The organism is Streptomyces sp. NPDC020379 (assembly GCF_044387105.1).
Taxonomy (GTDB): Bacteria; Actinomycetota; Actinomycetes; order Streptomycetales; family Streptomycetaceae; genus Streptomyces.
In genome coordinates this window covers 85,638-101,372 of the sequence record NZ_JBIRVR010000022.1, presented here as the reverse complement: position 1 = coordinate 101,372, position 15,735 = coordinate 85,638, and the positions used below count along the sequence as shown (strand labels likewise).

Annotated in this window: 13 protein-coding genes; 10 read left to right on the top strand and 3 right to left on the bottom strand. The window is 74.3% G+C overall.

The genetic code is table 11. From position 1 onward, the window contains the following. The first annotated feature begins 8 nt into the window (after positions 1–8). Together ACH427_RS25600 and ACH427_RS25595 are read left to right on the top strand one after the other, a co-directional pair. Entirely contained in the window at positions 9–533 is a 525-nt protein-coding gene (locus ACH427_RS25600) for a sigma-70 family RNA polymerase sigma factor (protein WP_398872916.1), read from the top strand. Positions 534–615: 82 nt separating this feature from the next. Beyond that, a complete protein-coding gene (locus ACH427_RS25595) occupies positions 616–1,113 on the top strand; it encodes a GNAT family N-acetyltransferase (protein ID WP_398872914.1) in 498 nt (165 codons plus the stop codon). Between the two features lie 68 nt (positions 1,114–1,181). On the opposite strand, the gene ACH427_RS25590 is transcribed toward ACH427_RS25595, so the two are convergent. Further along, positions 1,182–1,613 carry a hypothetical protein gene (locus ACH427_RS25590; RefSeq protein WP_398872912.1) on the bottom strand — a complete coding sequence of 144 codons (432 nt, stop codon included), beginning with the start codon at positions 1,611–1,613 and terminating at the stop codon, positions 1,182–1,184. A 2-nt stretch (positions 1,614–1,615) separates the two neighbouring features. Further along, positions 1,616–1,975: a hypothetical protein gene (locus ACH427_RS25585; RefSeq protein WP_398872910.1), complete on the bottom strand. Its 360-nt coding sequence runs from the start codon at positions 1,973–1,975 to the stop codon at positions 1,616–1,618. 614 nt (positions 1,976–2,589) lie between these two features. On the opposite strand from ACH427_RS25585, the gene ACH427_RS25580 reads away from it, so the two are divergent. The 8 genes from ACH427_RS25580 (at position 2,590) to ACH427_RS25545 (ending at position 14,318) form a co-directional block, all read left to right on the top strand. Then, positions 2,590–3,639 carry a methionine ABC transporter ATP-binding protein gene (locus ACH427_RS25580; RefSeq protein WP_398872908.1) on the top strand — a complete coding sequence of 350 codons (1,050 nt, stop codon included), beginning with the start codon at positions 2,590–2,592 and terminating at the stop codon, positions 3,637–3,639. Then, positions 3,636–4,418: a methionine ABC transporter permease gene (locus ACH427_RS25575; RefSeq protein WP_398872906.1), complete on the top strand. Its 783-nt coding sequence runs from the start codon at positions 3,636–3,638 to the stop codon at positions 4,416–4,418. Before ACH427_RS25580 ends, ACH427_RS25575 begins: the two co-directional genes overlap by 4 nt. An 88-nt stretch (positions 4,419–4,506) precedes the next feature. After that, the gene (locus tag ACH427_RS25570; RefSeq protein WP_398872904.1) at positions 4,507–5,373 is read left to right on the top strand and encodes a MetQ/NlpA family ABC transporter substrate-binding protein; all 867 of its coding nucleotides are present in this window, start codon (positions 4,507–4,509) and stop codon (positions 5,371–5,373) included. A gap of 190 nt (positions 5,374–5,563) precedes the next feature. After that, a complete protein-coding gene (locus ACH427_RS25565) occupies positions 5,564–6,205 on the top strand; it encodes a GNAT family N-acetyltransferase (RefSeq protein WP_398872902.1) in 642 nt (213 codons plus the stop codon). Between the two features lie 163 nt (positions 6,206–6,368). Next, positions 6,369–7,622, top strand: a complete 1,254-nt coding sequence (cbiE, locus tag ACH427_RS25560; RefSeq protein WP_398872900.1) for a precorrin-6y C5,15-methyltransferase (decarboxylating) subunit CbiE — start codon at positions 6,369–6,371, stop codon at positions 7,620–7,622. A 218-nt stretch (positions 7,623–7,840) separates the two neighbouring features. Next, the gene (gene cobT / locus ACH427_RS25555; protein ID WP_398872898.1) at positions 7,841–11,689 is read left to right on the top strand and encodes a nicotinate-nucleotide--dimethylbenzimidazole phosphoribosyltransferase; all 3,849 of its coding nucleotides are present in this window, start codon (positions 7,841–7,843) and stop codon (positions 11,687–11,689) included. 528 nt (positions 11,690–12,217) lie between these two features. Then, on the top strand, positions 12,218–13,468 hold the full coding sequence (gene cobA, locus ACH427_RS25550; protein ID WP_398872896.1) for a uroporphyrinogen-III C-methyltransferase: 1,251 nt from the start codon (positions 12,218–12,220) through the stop codon (positions 13,466–13,468). A gap of 31 nt (positions 13,469–13,499) precedes the next feature. Beyond that, a complete protein-coding gene (locus ACH427_RS25545) occupies positions 13,500–14,318 on the top strand; it encodes a TrmH family RNA methyltransferase (RefSeq protein ID WP_398872894.1) in 819 nt (272 codons plus the stop codon). 16 nt (positions 14,319–14,334) lie between these two features. On the opposite strand, the gene ACH427_RS25540 is transcribed toward ACH427_RS25545, so the two are convergent. Beyond that, positions 14,335–15,615 carry a protein kinase gene (locus tag ACH427_RS25540; protein ID WP_398872892.1) on the bottom strand — a complete coding sequence of 427 codons (1,281 nt, stop codon included), beginning with the start codon at positions 15,613–15,615 and terminating at the stop codon, positions 14,335–14,337. Between the last annotated feature and the right edge of the window lie 120 nt (positions 15,616–15,735).

Sequence of the window (15,735 nt, the reverse complement as noted above, 5' to 3'; positions counted from 1 at the left end):
CGCCCGTCATGACACCGAACGATCTTCTGACCGCACTGCGGCCGCTGCTGGCGGCCGAGTGCGCGGCGGAGGCACCGGCCGCGGGCATCGAGGCAGCCGACCTCGAACAGTCCGTCTGGGTACGGCTGCTGAGCGACCGGCGCGCCGCCCGCGGCCGGTGGTCCGTCTCCGCGCTGCGGCTGCGCGCGGCCGTACGGGCCGAGGCCCGCGTCGCGCGCCGCCGGGCCCGCCGTGAGGTGCTCTACGACCCGACCATGGAGGAACCGGCCGGCGAGTCCTGCGTGGAGCAGGCGGTGCTAGCCGCCGAGGAGAGCCGCGCCTTGCGTGCCGTCGTACGCCGCCTGCCCGGCAGATGCCCCGGGCTGCTGGGGGCCCTGCTCTCGCGCAGCGACCCGACCTACCGGGAAATCGCAGGTGAGTTGGGTATCTCACAAGGATCTTTGGGGCCCGTGCGTTCCCGTTGCCTTGGTTGTCTGCGCAGAATGCTCACGGCGGAGGTTGCGGCTCCTGAACGTGGGGGAAAGGAGCGTTAGACAGCCGGCGCCATGGAGGCGGCGTTCCACGCGACGGCTCCTGTCAGGGCGGACCGAACCGACATAGGGGAGGCGTGCGCACATGGGCATGAGCGTGACCATCTCTGCGGCGACCGAAGACGATGCCGAGCAGATCCTCAAGCTCCAGTACCTCTGTTACCAGGGCGAGGCCGAGCTCTACGGCGACTATTCCATCGAACCCCTCACCCAGACCCTCGACGGGCTCCGCACGGAGCTGGCCGGCGGCTGTGTGCTGGTGGCCCGGCTCGGCGACGAGGTCGTCGGCTCGGTGCGCGGCTCGGTCGACGGGGACGGCACGGCGTCCATCGCGGGCCTGATCGTGCACCCCCGGATGCAGCGGCACGGGCTGGGCGGACGCCTGCTGGGCGCGGTCGAGGACCGGCTCGCGGACGAGTGGTCGGCGCGGCGCTTCCGGCTGGCGACGGGCCACCGCAACGAGGGCAATCTGCGGCTGTACCGCAAGTGGGGTTACGCGCAGACGGGCACGGAGCAGGTGACCCGCAAGCTGGTCCTGGTGACGCTGGAGAAGCCGGTGCCGGCGCTCGTGGCGAGCGCCTAGAGAACGCGACGGACGGGCCGGGGACGACCAGCATCGGTCGTCCCCGGCCCGTCCGTCTGCCGAGGGTCTCAGCCGCGGCCCGGCGGGGCCGCCCGGCGGAGCCAGATCATCGCCGTCACCGGGAGGATGACCGGGATGAAGAGGTAGCCCATGCCGTAGTCCGACCACACCGTCGCGTCGGGGAAGGCCGAGGGCGCGGCCAGGGTCCAGGTCCCGACGACGAGCACGCCGGCCAGCTCCGCCGCGCAGCACACCAGCGCCGCCTTGCGGGCGGCGGGCCCGCCGCGCACCAGCGAGTACGTGATGAAGGCGTAGACCACCGCGGCCACCGCGGACAGGACGTAGGCCAGGGGCGCCTTGCCGAAGTTCAGGAGCATCTGGACGATCGAGCGGGAGGCCGCCGCGACGGTGAAGACGCCGTAGAGCCAGACCAGCAGTCGGCCGGGCCCCTGGCCGAGGTCGAAGGCCGCCTTGGCGGACGGCTCGGTGGAATCGGTCATGGTCAGCCTCCCCAGATGTCGTAGAGCCGGACTTCGAGCACGGCCAGGATCACACCGCCGGCCGCCACGGTCGCCGAGCCCCAGCGCGTGCGCTCCACGAGCGACATGAACCCGGCGGCGGGGACGGCCGCGGCCGACCCGATCAGATAGGCGACGAAGATGGCCATGCCCTGCGCGGGCTTGTCGCCGCCCGCGAGCCGCACCACGCCGACGACGAGCTGGACGAGGGCCAGGACGGACACCACGGCCATGCCGATGAAGTGCCAGTCCTTGGTGGTCTGGTCGCGGGAGAAGGCGAAGCCGCACCAGGCGGCGAGCGCGAGGGCGGTCAGGCCGACCGCGAGCGTCAGCGCGTCGATCACCGCGGCCGCCGGGCGGCGCGGGCGGGCGGAGGGGGCTGGACAAGCATGGGACGACTTTAATGGCCCGCCGCGGGTGCGCCGGGACCGGCCCCCGGCCCCGTCCCCCCGGAGGGAGGCCGTGGTCTTGGCCACACACGGCGGGCCGCCGCCCCCTCCGTCGTACCCGGCGGACGCGCCCGTGGTCCGTGTCCGCGCAGGCCACGGGGCAACCCGAAGATCATCCGGAATCGGCCGGTGACGTCCACGCTTCGGCCAGTCGCGTCCGCTATTCGGACAGGCTTGGCCGACTCGCACGCGCTTCTGTTTTACTTTCCCGCATGACCACGACGAGCAGCCGCACCCTTGCGACCGAGGCGATGATGACGCCCGGTGCTCGTTGCATGTGTCGAATGTGTGACCGCTGAGGGCCCCCGTTCTGTGCCTCGCGCCCCGAAGCGAGACCCGTAGAGCCCGATCCGGATCCAGCAGGACCGGACCGGAGCTCCGCCCCGCGTCACCAGGACCCCGAAGCCGCGCGACCACGCGCCCGCCGGGGATCACCGATGCCGCGTTCCGCAATGAATTCCCGTGCCGGCACCACCCGCGCCGCGCACTCGACAGTGACGGAATCCCCTGTGATCACCACTACGGGCCTGACAAAGGTCTATCGCTCGCGCGGCCGCGAGGTCACCGCCCTCGACGGCGTCGACCTGCACGTGCGCGAGGGCGAGGTGTACGGCGTCGTCGGCCAGAGCGGCGCCGGCAAGTCGACCCTCATCCGCTGCGTCAACCTCCTGGAGCGCCCCAGCTCCGGCACGGTCACCGTGGCCGGCCAGGACCTCACCGCGCTCGTCGGGCGCGGCCCGCGCGCGGGCGCCGAGCTGCGCAAGGCCCGCAGCCGCATCGGCATGGTCTTCCAGCACTTCAACCTGCTCTCCTCGCGCACCGTCCAGAGCAACATCGAGCTCCCGCTCGAGATCCTGGGCGTCTCCGGCAGGGAACGCAGCCGCAAGGCCCTCGAACTCCTCGACCTCGTCGGCCTCGCCGACAAGGCCAAGGCGTACCCCGGCCAGCTCTCCGGCGGCCAGAAGCAGCGCGTCGGCATCGCCCGCGCCCTGGCCGGCGAACCCAAGGTGCTGCTCTCCGACGAGTCGACCTCCGCGCTCGACCCGGAGACCACCCGCTCCATCCTCACTCTGCTGCGCGACCTCAACCGCGAGCTCGGCCTGACCGTCCTCCTCATCACCCACGAGATGGAGGTCGTCAAGACCATCTGCGACTCCGCGGCCCTCATGAAGGGCGGCCGCGTCGTGGAGTCCGGCACCGTCTCCGAGCTGCTCGCCACCCCCGGCTCCGAGCTGGCCGCCGAGCTCTTCCCCGTCGGCGGCGAGCCCTCCGGCGAGGACCGCACCGTCGTCGACATCACCTTCCACGGCGAGGCCGCGACCCAGCCGGTCATCTCCCAGCTGTCGCGCACCTACAACGTCGACATCTCGATCCTGGGCGCCGCGATGGACACCGTCTGCGGCAAGCAGATCGGCCGGATGCGCATCGAGCTCCCCGGCCGCTTCGAGGACAACGTCGTCCCGATCGGCTTCCTGCGCGAACAGGGCCTCCAGGTCGAGGTCGCTCCTCTCAAGACCCCGGCGCCTGCCGACGAGCTCCTCAAGGAAGGTGCCAAGTGACCTGGTCCGAAATGCAGCCCTTGCTGCGCGACGCGTGTCTCGACACCCTCTTCATGGTGTGGTGGTCCACGGTCTACGCCATCGTCGGCGGCCTGCCGCTGGGCATCCTGCTGGTCCTCACCGACCGCGGGGCACTGCTCCAGAACGTCGTGGTGAACAAGGTCATCGGCGCGGTCGTCAACCTCGGCCGCTCACTGCCCTTCATCATCCTCCTCGTCTGGCTGATCCCCTTCAGCCGCTTCGTCGTCGGCACCTCCATCGGTCCCAGCGCCGCGGTCGTCGCCCTCGCCGTCGGCGCCATCCCCTTCTTCGCCCGCCTGGTGGAGACCGCCGTGCGCGAGGTGGACCACGGACTGGTCGAGGCCGTCCAGTCGATGGGCGGCGGCACCTGGACCGTCGTGCTCAAGGTGCTGCTCCCGCAGGCGCTGCCCTCGATCGTCGCGGGCCTGACCACCACCGTGATCGCCCTCATCGGCTACTCCGCCATGGCCGGCGCCGTCGGCGGCGGCGGGCTCGGCAACCTCGCCATCTCCTACGGCTTCCAGCGCCACGAGACCGGCCTGATGAACATCACCATCGTGCTGCTCATCGTCATCGTCACCGCCGTCCAGCTCGCCGGCGACCTCGTCGTACGCCGCATCGCCGGACGCGGCGCCCGCCAGGCGGCCACCGTCGGACTGCGCGGCCTCCTGCCCTCCGCCCGCAAGCCGGCCCCCGCCGGGACCCCGGACGCGGCCGCGGCCGTGCCCGAGGCCCCCGCGCTCACCGAGACCCGCTGAGGCCCCGCGCCCCACGGACGACAACCCCACGAGCCCGGACCCTTTGCCGGGCGGCAACACCTCGTGAGACAAGAAAGAGGCACTCTTCGTGCGTACCACCATCAAGATCACCACCGCGGCCGCCGCGGCCGCCCTCACTCTCGGCCTGGCCGCGTGCAGCGCCCCGTCCGACACCTCCTCCGGATCGGGGAAGAAGGGCAAGGACGCCGACCCCGAGGCCACCCTCACCGTCGCCGCCAGCCCCACCCCGCACGCCGACATCCTCAACTTCGTGCGCGACAACCTCGCGAAGAAGGCCGGCCTCAACCTCAAGGTGCGGGAGTTCAACGACTACGTCCTGCCCAACACCGCCACCCAGAACGGTGAGGTCGACGCCAACTTCTTCCAGCACAAGCCCTACCTCGACGACTTCAACAAGAAGAACAAGACGGACATCGTGCCCGTCGTCGACGTCGAGCTCGAGCCGCTGGGCCTCTACTCCAAGAAGGACAAGAAGGTCTCCGACCTCGGCAAGGGCGACACCATCGCCGTGCCCAACGACGCCACCAACGAGGGCCGCGCCCTGAAGCTGCTGGCCGACAACGGCGTCATCAAGCTCAAGGACGGCGTGGGCTCCGGGGCCAGGCTCTCCGACGTCGAGGACAGCAAGGGCGTCGAGTTCACCGAGCTCGCCGCCGACCAGATCCCCTCCCGCCTCGACGACGTCGCCGCCGCCGTGATCAACGGCAACTTCGCCATCGGCGCCAAGCTCAACCCGGCCAAGGACTCCATCGCCCTGGAGAAGGCCCAGGGCAACCCCTACGCCAACTTCCTCGCGGTCAAGAAGGGCAACGAGGACGACCCGCGCATCGTGAAGCTCGCGGGGCTCCTCAACTCCGACGAGGTCAAGAAGTTCATCGAGCGGAAGTTCAGCAACGGTGCCGTCCTGCCCGCCTTCGGGCCCGTGAAGGGCTGATCCCCACCCCCTCCACCGGGGCACCCGCCCCCGCCCGTACGGCCGCAGGCCCGCGCACCCTCGCACGCGCGGGCCTGCGGCCGTGCCGGGTCGCGCTTGGCGCACCCGCGCACCCATGCTGCATGCTGGTGCACTCGAAGCCCGGACCGAGACCGTCCCGAGCCCATCCTCACCGGCGTTGGAGCAGCGCATGACATCCACCTTCCCGGACATCTCCATCAGTACGGACCGGCTGGTGCTGCGCCCGTTCGACGCCCAGGACGTGCCCGCGCTCGCCGAGATGATGAGCGACGAACTCGTCACCGCCTGGACCTCCGCGCCCCACCCCTACACCACCGCCGAGGCCCGCGACTGGGCACTGCGCCGGGCACCCGCCGAGCGCACCCAGGGCCGCGGAATCGTCTTTGCGGTCACCGAGTTCCTCACCCACCGCCTCGTCGGCTGCGTGCATCTGCACCACACCGACTGGCGCACCCTCTCCGCCGAGGTCGGCTATGTCGTCGCCCCCTGGGCCCGCGGTGAGGGCTACGCCTGCGAATCCGTGCTCGCGGTCGCCGAATGGCTCTTCCGCGACCAGCGGTTCGAGCGCCTCGAACTGCGCACCGCCGCCGACAACACCGCCTCCCAGCAGGTCGCCCAGAAGATCGGCTGCATCAGCGAGGGAGTCCTGCGCAACGCCTGGATAGGCCGCGGCCGCACGGCCGACGGCGGCTGGACGGAGATCCGCAGCGACCTCATCGTCTGGAGCCTGCTCCCCGAGGACCTCGACGAGGTCCGCGAACAGCACGCCGGCGGCCCCGGCTACGCGGGCGCCTTCCACGACTGGCGCTGAACCGGCGCGCGGCCCGGCCGGACACACCGGCCCGTACGACCGCACGCGCCCGCCCCGAACCGTCCGCGCGCCCTTGGGCCCGGACCGGGCGGGGTAACCTCACCCTGCCCACGCGTGTGTGGGCCCCGACCCGCGACAGACGAGCCCCAGGAGACTGACGACGATGGCCGACCGGGTCACGGTGATCGGGTGGGACGGCTCACCGCTGACGGACACGGCCCGATCGGCCCTGGCCGCCGCCACCTTGGTGGCAGGCGCGGGACACCACCTGGCACTGCCCGAGATCCCGCCCACGGCCGAGCGCGTCAGGCTCGGCAGCGTCGACCTCGCCGCCCGCCGCATCGCCGGACACCGCGGCTCCGCCGTGGTCCTGGCCGACGGCGACCCCGGCTTCTTCGGCGTCGTACGCGCCCTGCGCGCCCCCCAGCACGGCCTGGAGGTCGAGGTCGTGCCCGCTGTCTCCGCCGTCGCCACCGCCTTCGCCCGCGTGGGCATGCCCTGGGACGACGCCCAGGTCGTCGTCGCCCACAGCCGCGACCTGCGGCGCGCCGTCAACGTCTGCCGGGCCCACACCAAGGTCGCCGTCCTCACCTCGCCCGGCGCCGGACCCGCCGAACTCGCCCTCCTCCTCGGACCCGTCCACCGCACCTTCGTCATCTGCGAGGAACTGGGCACCGCCCGCGAGCAGGTCACCGTCCTCACCTCCGACAAGGTCCCCGACCACACCTGGCGCGACCCCAACGTCGTCATCGTCATCGGCGGTGCCGGCCCCGGCACCGCCGAGCCCGCGGGCCAGGGCTGGGGCGTCACCCGGCAGCGCACCGCGGGCGGCTGGATCGCCGGCCGCGACCCCGGCTACCCCCCGGCCGTGCGCGGCTGGGCCCTGCCCTCCGACGCCTACGGCACGGACCTCGGCGAAGGGGAGTCCGCCGAACTGCGCGCCGCCCAACTGGCCCGGCTCGGGCCCCGGGTGGGCGACCTCGTCTGGGACATCGGCTCCGCGAGCGGCGCCGCGTCCGTCGAGGCCGCCAGGTTCGGCGCCGCCGTCATCGCCGTCGACCGCGACCCGGACGCCTGCGCCCGCACCACCGCCGCCGCCCGCCGCTACGGCGTACAGCTCCAGGTCGTCCACGGCACCGCGCCGCACGTCCTGGAGGGCCTCCCCGAGCCCGACGTCGTCCGCGTCGGCGGCGGGGGAGCGCCCGTCGTCGCCGCGTGCGCCGCCCGCAGGCCCGAGCGGATCGTCGCCCACGCCGCGACCCGCGACGAGGCCGAGGCCATCGGCCGGGCGCTCGCCGAAGGCGGTTACGCGGTGGAGTGCGCGCTGCTCCAGGCCGTCGAGCTCGACACCGCCGCCTGGACCGAGCGCGAGCGCGCCGTGGCCTTTCTCCTGAGTGGCCGCCACACCCACCTGTGAGCCCCGCTCGCCGGGCGGAGGGTAGGGTTGCGGATCGTTGTACCGCCCTTCGGTGTCCGACACCACAGTCGTCAATGTCCCGAACGTTCCCTCCTTTTGGCGGGAGCACGGCAAGGTAGGGGCGGGCGACATGCAACGTGCCGCGAGGCACGGACGCTCGTTCTTGACTATGGGCGTGAGCGGTTGGAAGGAGCACTACCGATGGGCGAGGGGTACGCATGACCGACACCGGCCAGTTCCCGGGCGAGGGACAGCCGGAGAACGCAGGCGAGCTTCCCGGCCCCTCGTTCCCCGCGGATCCCGTCGCCCCCGCCGACCCCGGCGCCCCGGCCGCCTACACCTTCCTGGACCACGGGGGTGAGGCGGACGGCGCCGAGGAGGACGACCTCCTGCTGATGCCGGGCGCCCAGGGCGCCTGGATGGAGCAGCCCGCGGTCCAGGGCGGTACGCACGAGAGCGGCGGCCGCGACACCGGCTCCGTCGACTACGGCGATGTCAGGCAGCCGCCCGCGCCCGCCGCTCCGGCGGCCCCCGCGGCCCCGCGCCGCCCCCTGCACATGGGGCCGCCCGTGCCCGACCCCACCGGCGGCGTCGTGCGCTCCCTCGCCGACCGCGGCCCGGCGGCCCCGCACCAGGCACCCGCGCCGGGCCGGGCCGTGCCGCCCGTGACGCCCGGTCAGGGCCCCGAATACCTCGACGTCCCGCAGGACGGCGCGGACCTCCCGCAGGTCCCGCGCCTCGGCGAGGTGCCGCAGCAGCAGCCGGGCACCTGGGACGCGCAGCCGCAGCACATGACCGCGCAGCCCCCGGCCGCGTCCGCCGCCGAGGCCGTCGCCGAACCCGCGGCCCAGGCCGCGCCCGCGCCCGTCGCGGAGCCCCTCGCGGCTCCCGCCGTCGCCTTTGTGCCGGCGCAGAGCACCGCCACGCACCCGGCCGACACCGGTCACGGGATAGTCGCCGACGGCTCCGGACACACCGCGCCGGGCACGGAGGCCACCGCCGCCGAGCAGACCCCCGCCGAACACCCGGTCGTCACCCCGCAGCAGGCCGCCGCCCCGGCGGTGGCACAGGACGAGCCCGTGGCCGCCCCGGCACCCGTCGAGGTGTCTGCCGAGGCGCCGGCCGCCCCGCCTGTCGAGGCGTCCGCTGATGTGACGTCAGCCGCCGTGGCCCCGCAGCCGGCCGCCGAGCCGGAGGCGCCCGCTCCCCAGGCCGCTCCCCAGCCCGTCGTCACCGCTGTCGCGGAGGCCGCGCCCGCGCCGGCGGAGACGCCCCAGGCCGCGCCCGCCGAGGCGCACTTCACGCCCGAACCGCAGCCGGCGGCGCCCGTGGAGCCCGTCCAGGAGGCCGCGCGGCCCGCGCCCGTACCGCAGGAGCAGCCGCCCGCCGAGGCCCACCAGGCGTTCGCGAACCCTGGTTCCGGCGAGCAGATCCCCGCCGCCGCGGCGCCGGTTGCCGACAGCGCGCAGCCCGCCCCGGCCGCCGCCGAGGGCACTGCCGTCCCCGAGGCTCCTGTTGTCGCCGAGCACGCCGCCGCAGGGAACGCTGTGGCCGAAACCGCCGTGGCCGAAACCGCTGTCGTCACCGAGGCGGCCGCGGAGCCGACCCCGGCACCGGAGGCTCCGGCCGGGGTCGCGCGGCCCGCGCCGGTCGTCGTGGACGCGCCCGCACCCGCAGACGCCGGTTTTGGACAGCAGGTTCCCCTCGCGGCCCCGCTTTCCGAGGAGGCCCCGGCCGCAGCTCCCGAGCAGCAGGTCCAGGAGGCCCCCGTCGTCGCCGAGGCCGTGGAGCCCGCCCCGGCCGCTCCCGTGCCGGCCGTCGCCCCCGAGCCACAGGCGGCACCGGCCGAACAGGCCGCACCGGCCCCCGAGCCCGCTGTCCAGGAGCCGCGGCCCGCCGCGGCCGAGGCGCCCGTCGAGGCCGTCGTCCAGCAGGCCCCCGCGCCCGCGCAGGACGCCGCGCCGCAGGAGCAGGTCTCCGAGGACGTGCTCCTCGTCCCCCGCCCGCAGGACACGCTGGTCACGCAGACCACGGCCGTCGCGGAGGACACGGCGGTCACGCACGTCGCCGTCCCCGCGCCCGCCGAGCCGCAGCCCGTACCGGCCGAGGCCCCCGCGCCCGAGGCCGCGGAGCCCGTAGCCGCGCAGGAGGAGCAGCCGGCGCCCGCCGCCGTGCACATCCCCGCCCCGCAGCAGGAGCCGGTCCCCGCCGCCGAGCCCGTGGCCGTCCCCGCGCCGCGCACCGCCGACGCCGAGGCGGCGCACGCCGACCCCGCGCGGCCCGCTCCGGCCTCGGAAGAGGCACCGGAAGAGGTGTACGAGGAGCCCGCGGGCCCCGCCGCCGTCGGCTACGGCGACGCCGAGCGCGCCGCCGTGCACCGCGTGATGCGGGAACGGCGCGACATCCGCAAGGGCTTCCGCACCGACCCCGTCCCGCACGAGGTGCTGCTGCGCGTCCTGGAGGCCGCGCACACCGCGCCGAGCGTCGGGCACTCCCAGCCCTGGGACTTCGTCGTCATCCGCTCCGCCGAGACCCGGCAGGCGATGCACGAGCTGGCGGCGCGTCAGCGCGACGCGTACGCGAAGTCCCTCCCCAAGGCGCGGGCCAAGCAGTTCAAGGAACTGAAGATCGAGGCCATCCTCGACACCCCCGTCAACATCGTCGTCACCGCCGACCCCACCCGCGGCGGCCGCCACACCCTCGGCCGGCACACCCAGCCGCAGATGGCGCCGTACTCCTCCGCGCTCGCCGTCGAGAACCTCTGGCTCGCCGCGCGTGCCGAAGGACTCGGCGTCGGCTGGGTCAGCTTCTTCGACGAGCGGGAGATGGTGCGCGAACTCGGGCTGCCCGAGCACCTGGAGGTCGTCGCCTATCTGTGCGTCGGCTACGTCGACGAGTTCCCCGACGAGCCCGAACTGATGCAGGCCGGCTGGTCCAAGCGCCGCCCGCTGTCGTGGGTCGTGCACGAGGAGACGTACGGGCGGCGCGCGCTGCCCGGCGAGGACCCGCACGACCTGCTCTCGGAGACCCTGCGCGGCATCCGGCCGCTGGACGCCAAGGCGCTCGGCGAGGCGTGGGAGCGCCAGAAGCGGATGACCAAGCCGTCCGGCGCGCTCGGCATGCTGGAGATCATCTCCGCGCAGCTGTGCGGCCTCTCCCGCAAGTGCCCGCCGCCGATCCCGGAGCCCGCCGCCGTGGCGATCTTCGCGGGCGACCACGGGGTGCACGCCCAGGGCGTCACGGCGTGGCCGCGGGAGGTCACCTCGCAGATGGTCGCCAACTTCCTGGGCGGCGGCGCCGTGTGCAACGCCTTCGCCAACCAGGTCGGCGCGGAGGTCTGCGTCGTCGACGTCGGCGTCGCGGGCGACCTCCCCAGCACCCCCGGCCTGCTCCCGCGCAAGATCCGGCCCGGCACGAGCGACTTCACGACCGGCGCCGCGATGACCCGAGAAGAGGCGCTGCGCGCCGTCGAGGTGGGCATCGAGACGGCCCGCGACCTCGTCGCGGCGGGCAACAAGGCGCTGCTGACGGGCGAGATGGGCATCGCCAACACCACCGTGTCGGCCGCCCTCATCGCCGTCTACACCGAGGCGGACCCCGCCGAGATCACCGGCCGGGGCACGGGCATCAACGACGAGATGCACGCCCGCAAGGTCGACGTCGTCCGGCGCGCACTCGAACTCCACCAGCCGGACCCGAAGGACCCGATCGGCGTGCTCGCCGCGGTCGGCGGCCTGGAGCACGCCGCGCTCGTCGGCCTGATCCTGGGCGGCGCGTCGCTGCGCACGCCGGTGATCCTGGACGGCGTGAGCGCCGGGGCGGCCGCGCTGGTGGCGCGGGCCATCGCCCCGGAGGCGCTGGCCGCCTGCATCGCGGGACACCGCAGCGCGGAGCCGGGCCATGTCGCGGCCCTGACCAAGCTGGGCCTGCGCCCGCTGGTCGACCTCGACCTCCGCCTCGGCGAGGGCACGGGGGCGCTGCTGGCTCTGCCGGTCGTGCAGAGTGCCGCGCGGGCGATGCATGAGGTGGCCACCTTCGATACGGCCGGGGTCACCGAGAAGGGCTGAGCTCTTTCCCGGGGCTGTGCGGGCGCTCCGCGGTGCGGGGCGCCCCACGGGGATGGGGCTTGAGCCCGTCTGGCGGCTGTCGGTTGTGTGTGGCTGCTCGCGCAGTTCTCCGCCCTCCTGGCGGTGCTTGGCGCGTGCCGCTGGTCGTGCCCACCGGGGTGGGACATGAGGGCGGGGCGCGTCTGCGGGGTGTGTGTGGTTGCTCGCGCAGTTCCCCGCGCCCCTGACGGTGCTCGGCGGGTGCCGGGGGGTGCGCCGACTCGGGTGGGGTGTGAGGCCGGCTCGCGTCCGTCAGTTGTGTACGGCTGGTCGCGCCGCTCCCCGCGCCCCCTATGGGGCGCGGTACCCCGAACAGCTCGTCCGGCGCTTGCGGACGCGGCCGGAGGCCCCCGCACGCGGCAATGGCGGGGCTCGCAGGCGGCCTCCGCCGTTGGCTGTGACACAGGGGAAACCGGAGCGCGGCCGAGCGCCGATGGGGGAGCCCATAGAGTGTCACCAGCACTCTGACCAGCAGCTCCGGAGGAGATCATGGCCCCGCACGCGCGCAGCGAAAGCGCATACCCCGTCGGACTGCGCCTCTCCGGCCGACGCGTCGTCGTCCTCGGCGCGGGGCAGGTCGCCCAGCGCCGGCTCCCCGCCCTCCTCGCGGCCGGCGCGGACGTGCTGCTGATCTCCCCGTCCGCCACCCCCTCCGTCGAGGCGCTGGCCGAGACGGGCGGGTTCCGCTGGGAGCGCCGCCGCTATCAGGACGGCGACCTGGACGGCGCCTGGTACGCCCTGATCTCCACCGACGACCCCGCCGCCAACGAAGCGGCCTCCGCCGAGGCCGAGGCCCGCCGCGTCTGGGCCGTCCGCAGCGACGACGCCGACGCGGCCACCGCCTGGACCCCGGCCACCGGCCGCAGCGAAGGCGTCACCGTCGCCGTGCTGACCGGCCAGGACCCGCGCCGCTCCGCCGCCGTGCGCGACGCCATCGTCGAGGGCCTGCGCGACGGCTCCCTCGCCGCCCCGCACTACCGCGCGCCCGCCGCCTCCTCCGGCGGCACCGGCAGCGTCGCCCTCGTCGGCGGCGGCCCCGGCGACCCCGACCTGATCACCGTGCGCGGCCGCAGGCTGCTCGCGGAGGCGGACGTGGTCATCGCCGACCGCCTCGGCCCCCGCGACCTCCTCGACGAACTCCCGCCGCACGTCGAGGTGATCGACGCGGCGAAGATCCCGTACGGCCGGTTCATGGCCCAGGAGGCCATCAACAACGCCCTCGTCGAGCACGCCCGCGCCGGGAAGAACGTGGTCCGGCTGAAGGGCGGCGACCCCTACGTCTTCGGCCGCGGCATGGAAGAGGTCCAGGCGCTGGCCGACCAGGGCATCCCCTGCACCGTCGTACCCGGCATCTCCTCCACCATCAGCGTGCCCGCCGCCGCCGGGATCCCGGTCACCCACCGGGGCGTGGCCCACGAGTTCACCGTCGTCAGCGGCCACGTCGCCCCCGACGACGAGCGCTCCCTCGTCGACTGGGCCGCCGTCGCCAAGCTGCGCGGCACCCTCGTGCTGCTGATGTCGGTGGAGAACATCGGCGCCATCGCCGCCACCCTCGTCCAGCACGGCCGACCCGCCGGGACTCCCGTCGCGGTGATCCAGGAAGGCACCACCGCCGCCCAGCGCCGCGTCGACGCGACCCTCGCCACCGCGGGGGAGCGGATCGCGGCGGAGGGCATACGCCCCCCGGCCGTCATCGTGGTCGGCGACGTCGTGACGGTCGGCCCGGAACCCCGCGGCTGACCCGCGGCACCAACGAGGACCAGGACACAGCATGGCCGAGCTCATCACCATCGACGACCCCGCCGACCCCCGGCTCCACGACTACACGGGCCTCACCGACGTCGAGCTGCGCCGCAGGCGCGAGCCTGCCGAGGGGCTCTTCATCGCCGAGGGCGAGAAGGTCATCAGGCGCGCCGGGCAGGCCGGATACGCGATGCGGTCCATGCTGCTCACGGCCAAGTGGGCGGACGTCATGCGGGACGTCATCGAGGCCGCCGACGCCCCCGTCTACACCGTCACCCCCGAACTCGCCGAGCGGGTCACCGGCTACCACGTCCACCGCGGCGCCCTCGCCTCCATGGCGCGCAAGCCGCTCCCGGACGCGGGCACGCTGCTGCGAGGCGCCCGGCGCGTCGCGGTCCTCGAAAGCCTGGTGGACCACACGAACATCGGCGCGATCTTCCGCAGCGCTGCGGCACTCGGCATGGACGCCGTCCTGCTCTCCCCGGACTGCGCCGACCCGCTCTACCGGCGTTCCGTGAAGGTCTCCATGGGCGCCGTCTTCTCCGTGCCCTACGCCCGCCTGGAGAGCTGGCCGCAGGACCTGGAGACGGTCCGGGCCGCCGGGTTCAAGGTGCTGGCCCTCACCCCGGCCGAGAAGGCCGTCTCGATGGACACCGCCGCCCCGCACCGCCTCGACCGGGTGGCGCTCATGCTCGGCGCGGAAGGTGACGGCCTGTCCGCCCGGGCCCTGCGGGCCGCCGACGAGTGGGTCCGCATCCCCATGGCCCACGGCATCGACTCCCTCAACGTCGGCGCGGCCGCGGCCGTGGCCTTCTACGCCGTGACGGCGGGCCGTCCGGAGAGCTGACTCCCCGGACGGGACGTCAGGAAGAGCCCGGAGCCGACGGCACGTCACCAGGCGGCACCGCCGGGCCCTGTGACGTCACGGGCACCCGGGGGAGCTCACCCATGCTGTGCGCGGGGGCCTGGCAGCTCTGCGCCAGCGCGATGCCCAGCGTGACCAGCAGCGTCACCACGACGAAGACCGTCAGGCGCTGTCGCAGCAGCCGCCGGTCCGGCCCCGGCCGCCGGGCGCCGGACCCCGTCCGCGCACCGGGCCGCGCCCCGCCGCGCGCGGTGCCACGCGGCCCGCCCGGCCGGCCCGCCGGCCGCGGGACCGCGGGGCGCGCCGGACCGCCGGACTGGCGTGGCGGCTGCGGGCGCGGCGTGTGTGCCTGGACCGTACGCCGCTCGGTGCGCTGCTCCGCGTACTCCGCGGCCCGCCGGCCCGAGGGGCGCTCGGGCTCCCGCCGCACCGGCGGATGCCTGCCGTCCGTCACGCCGTGCGCCTCGCGTGCCGCGATCTCCTTCAGCCGCAACGACAGCTGGAGCGTGCTCGGCCGTTCCTCGGGATCCTTGGCCAGGCACGCGTGCACCAGCGGCGCCAAGGCGTCCGGCACGGCCATGAGCTGCGGTTCCTCGTGCACGACGCGGTAGAGCATGACCTCCGAACTGCCCTGGCCGAACGGCGAGTCCGCCATCGAGGCGTACGCGAGCGTCGCCCCCAGCGCGAAGACGTCCGTCGCGGGCGTCACGGCGGCGCCGCGCACCTGCTCGGGCGCCAGGAAGCCGGGCGAGCCGACCGCCGTACCGACGTGCGTCAGCGTGCTCGCCCCGGTCGCCCAGGCGATGCCGAAGTCGATGATGCGGGGGCCCTTGGGCGACAGCAGGATGTTCGACGGCTTCAGGTCGCGGTGCACCACCCCCGCGTCGTGCACGGCCAGCAGACCTTCGGCCAACGCCGCCCCGATGGAGGCGGTCTGAGCCGCCGACAGCGGCCCCTCCTCGTTCACCTTGTCGTGCAGCGAGGGGCCCGGTACGTACTGCGTGGCGAACCACGGGCGGTCCGCGTCCAGATCGGCGGCCACCAGCCGTGCCGTGCACCCGCCGCGGATCCGCCGGGCCGCCTGCACCTCGCGCGCGAACCGCGACCGGAACTCCTGGTCCTCGGCCAGGTCCGGCCGGATCACCTTGAGCGCCACCCGCTGCCCGCGCCGGTCGGAGCCGAGGTACACCACGCCCATGCCGCCCGCGCCCAGCCGGCGGTGAAGCCGGAACGAGCCGACGACACGCGGGTCCTCGCGCCGGAGCCGCATCATCGCCATCTTCATCCCCGCTGCCCGGTCCGTCTGACGTGCCCAGCTTACGGATTGCCGGGCGCACGCGCTGATAGGCCGCGCATGCGTCGGCGACCGGTTTGCCGGAGACCCGGGGAATCCCCGACG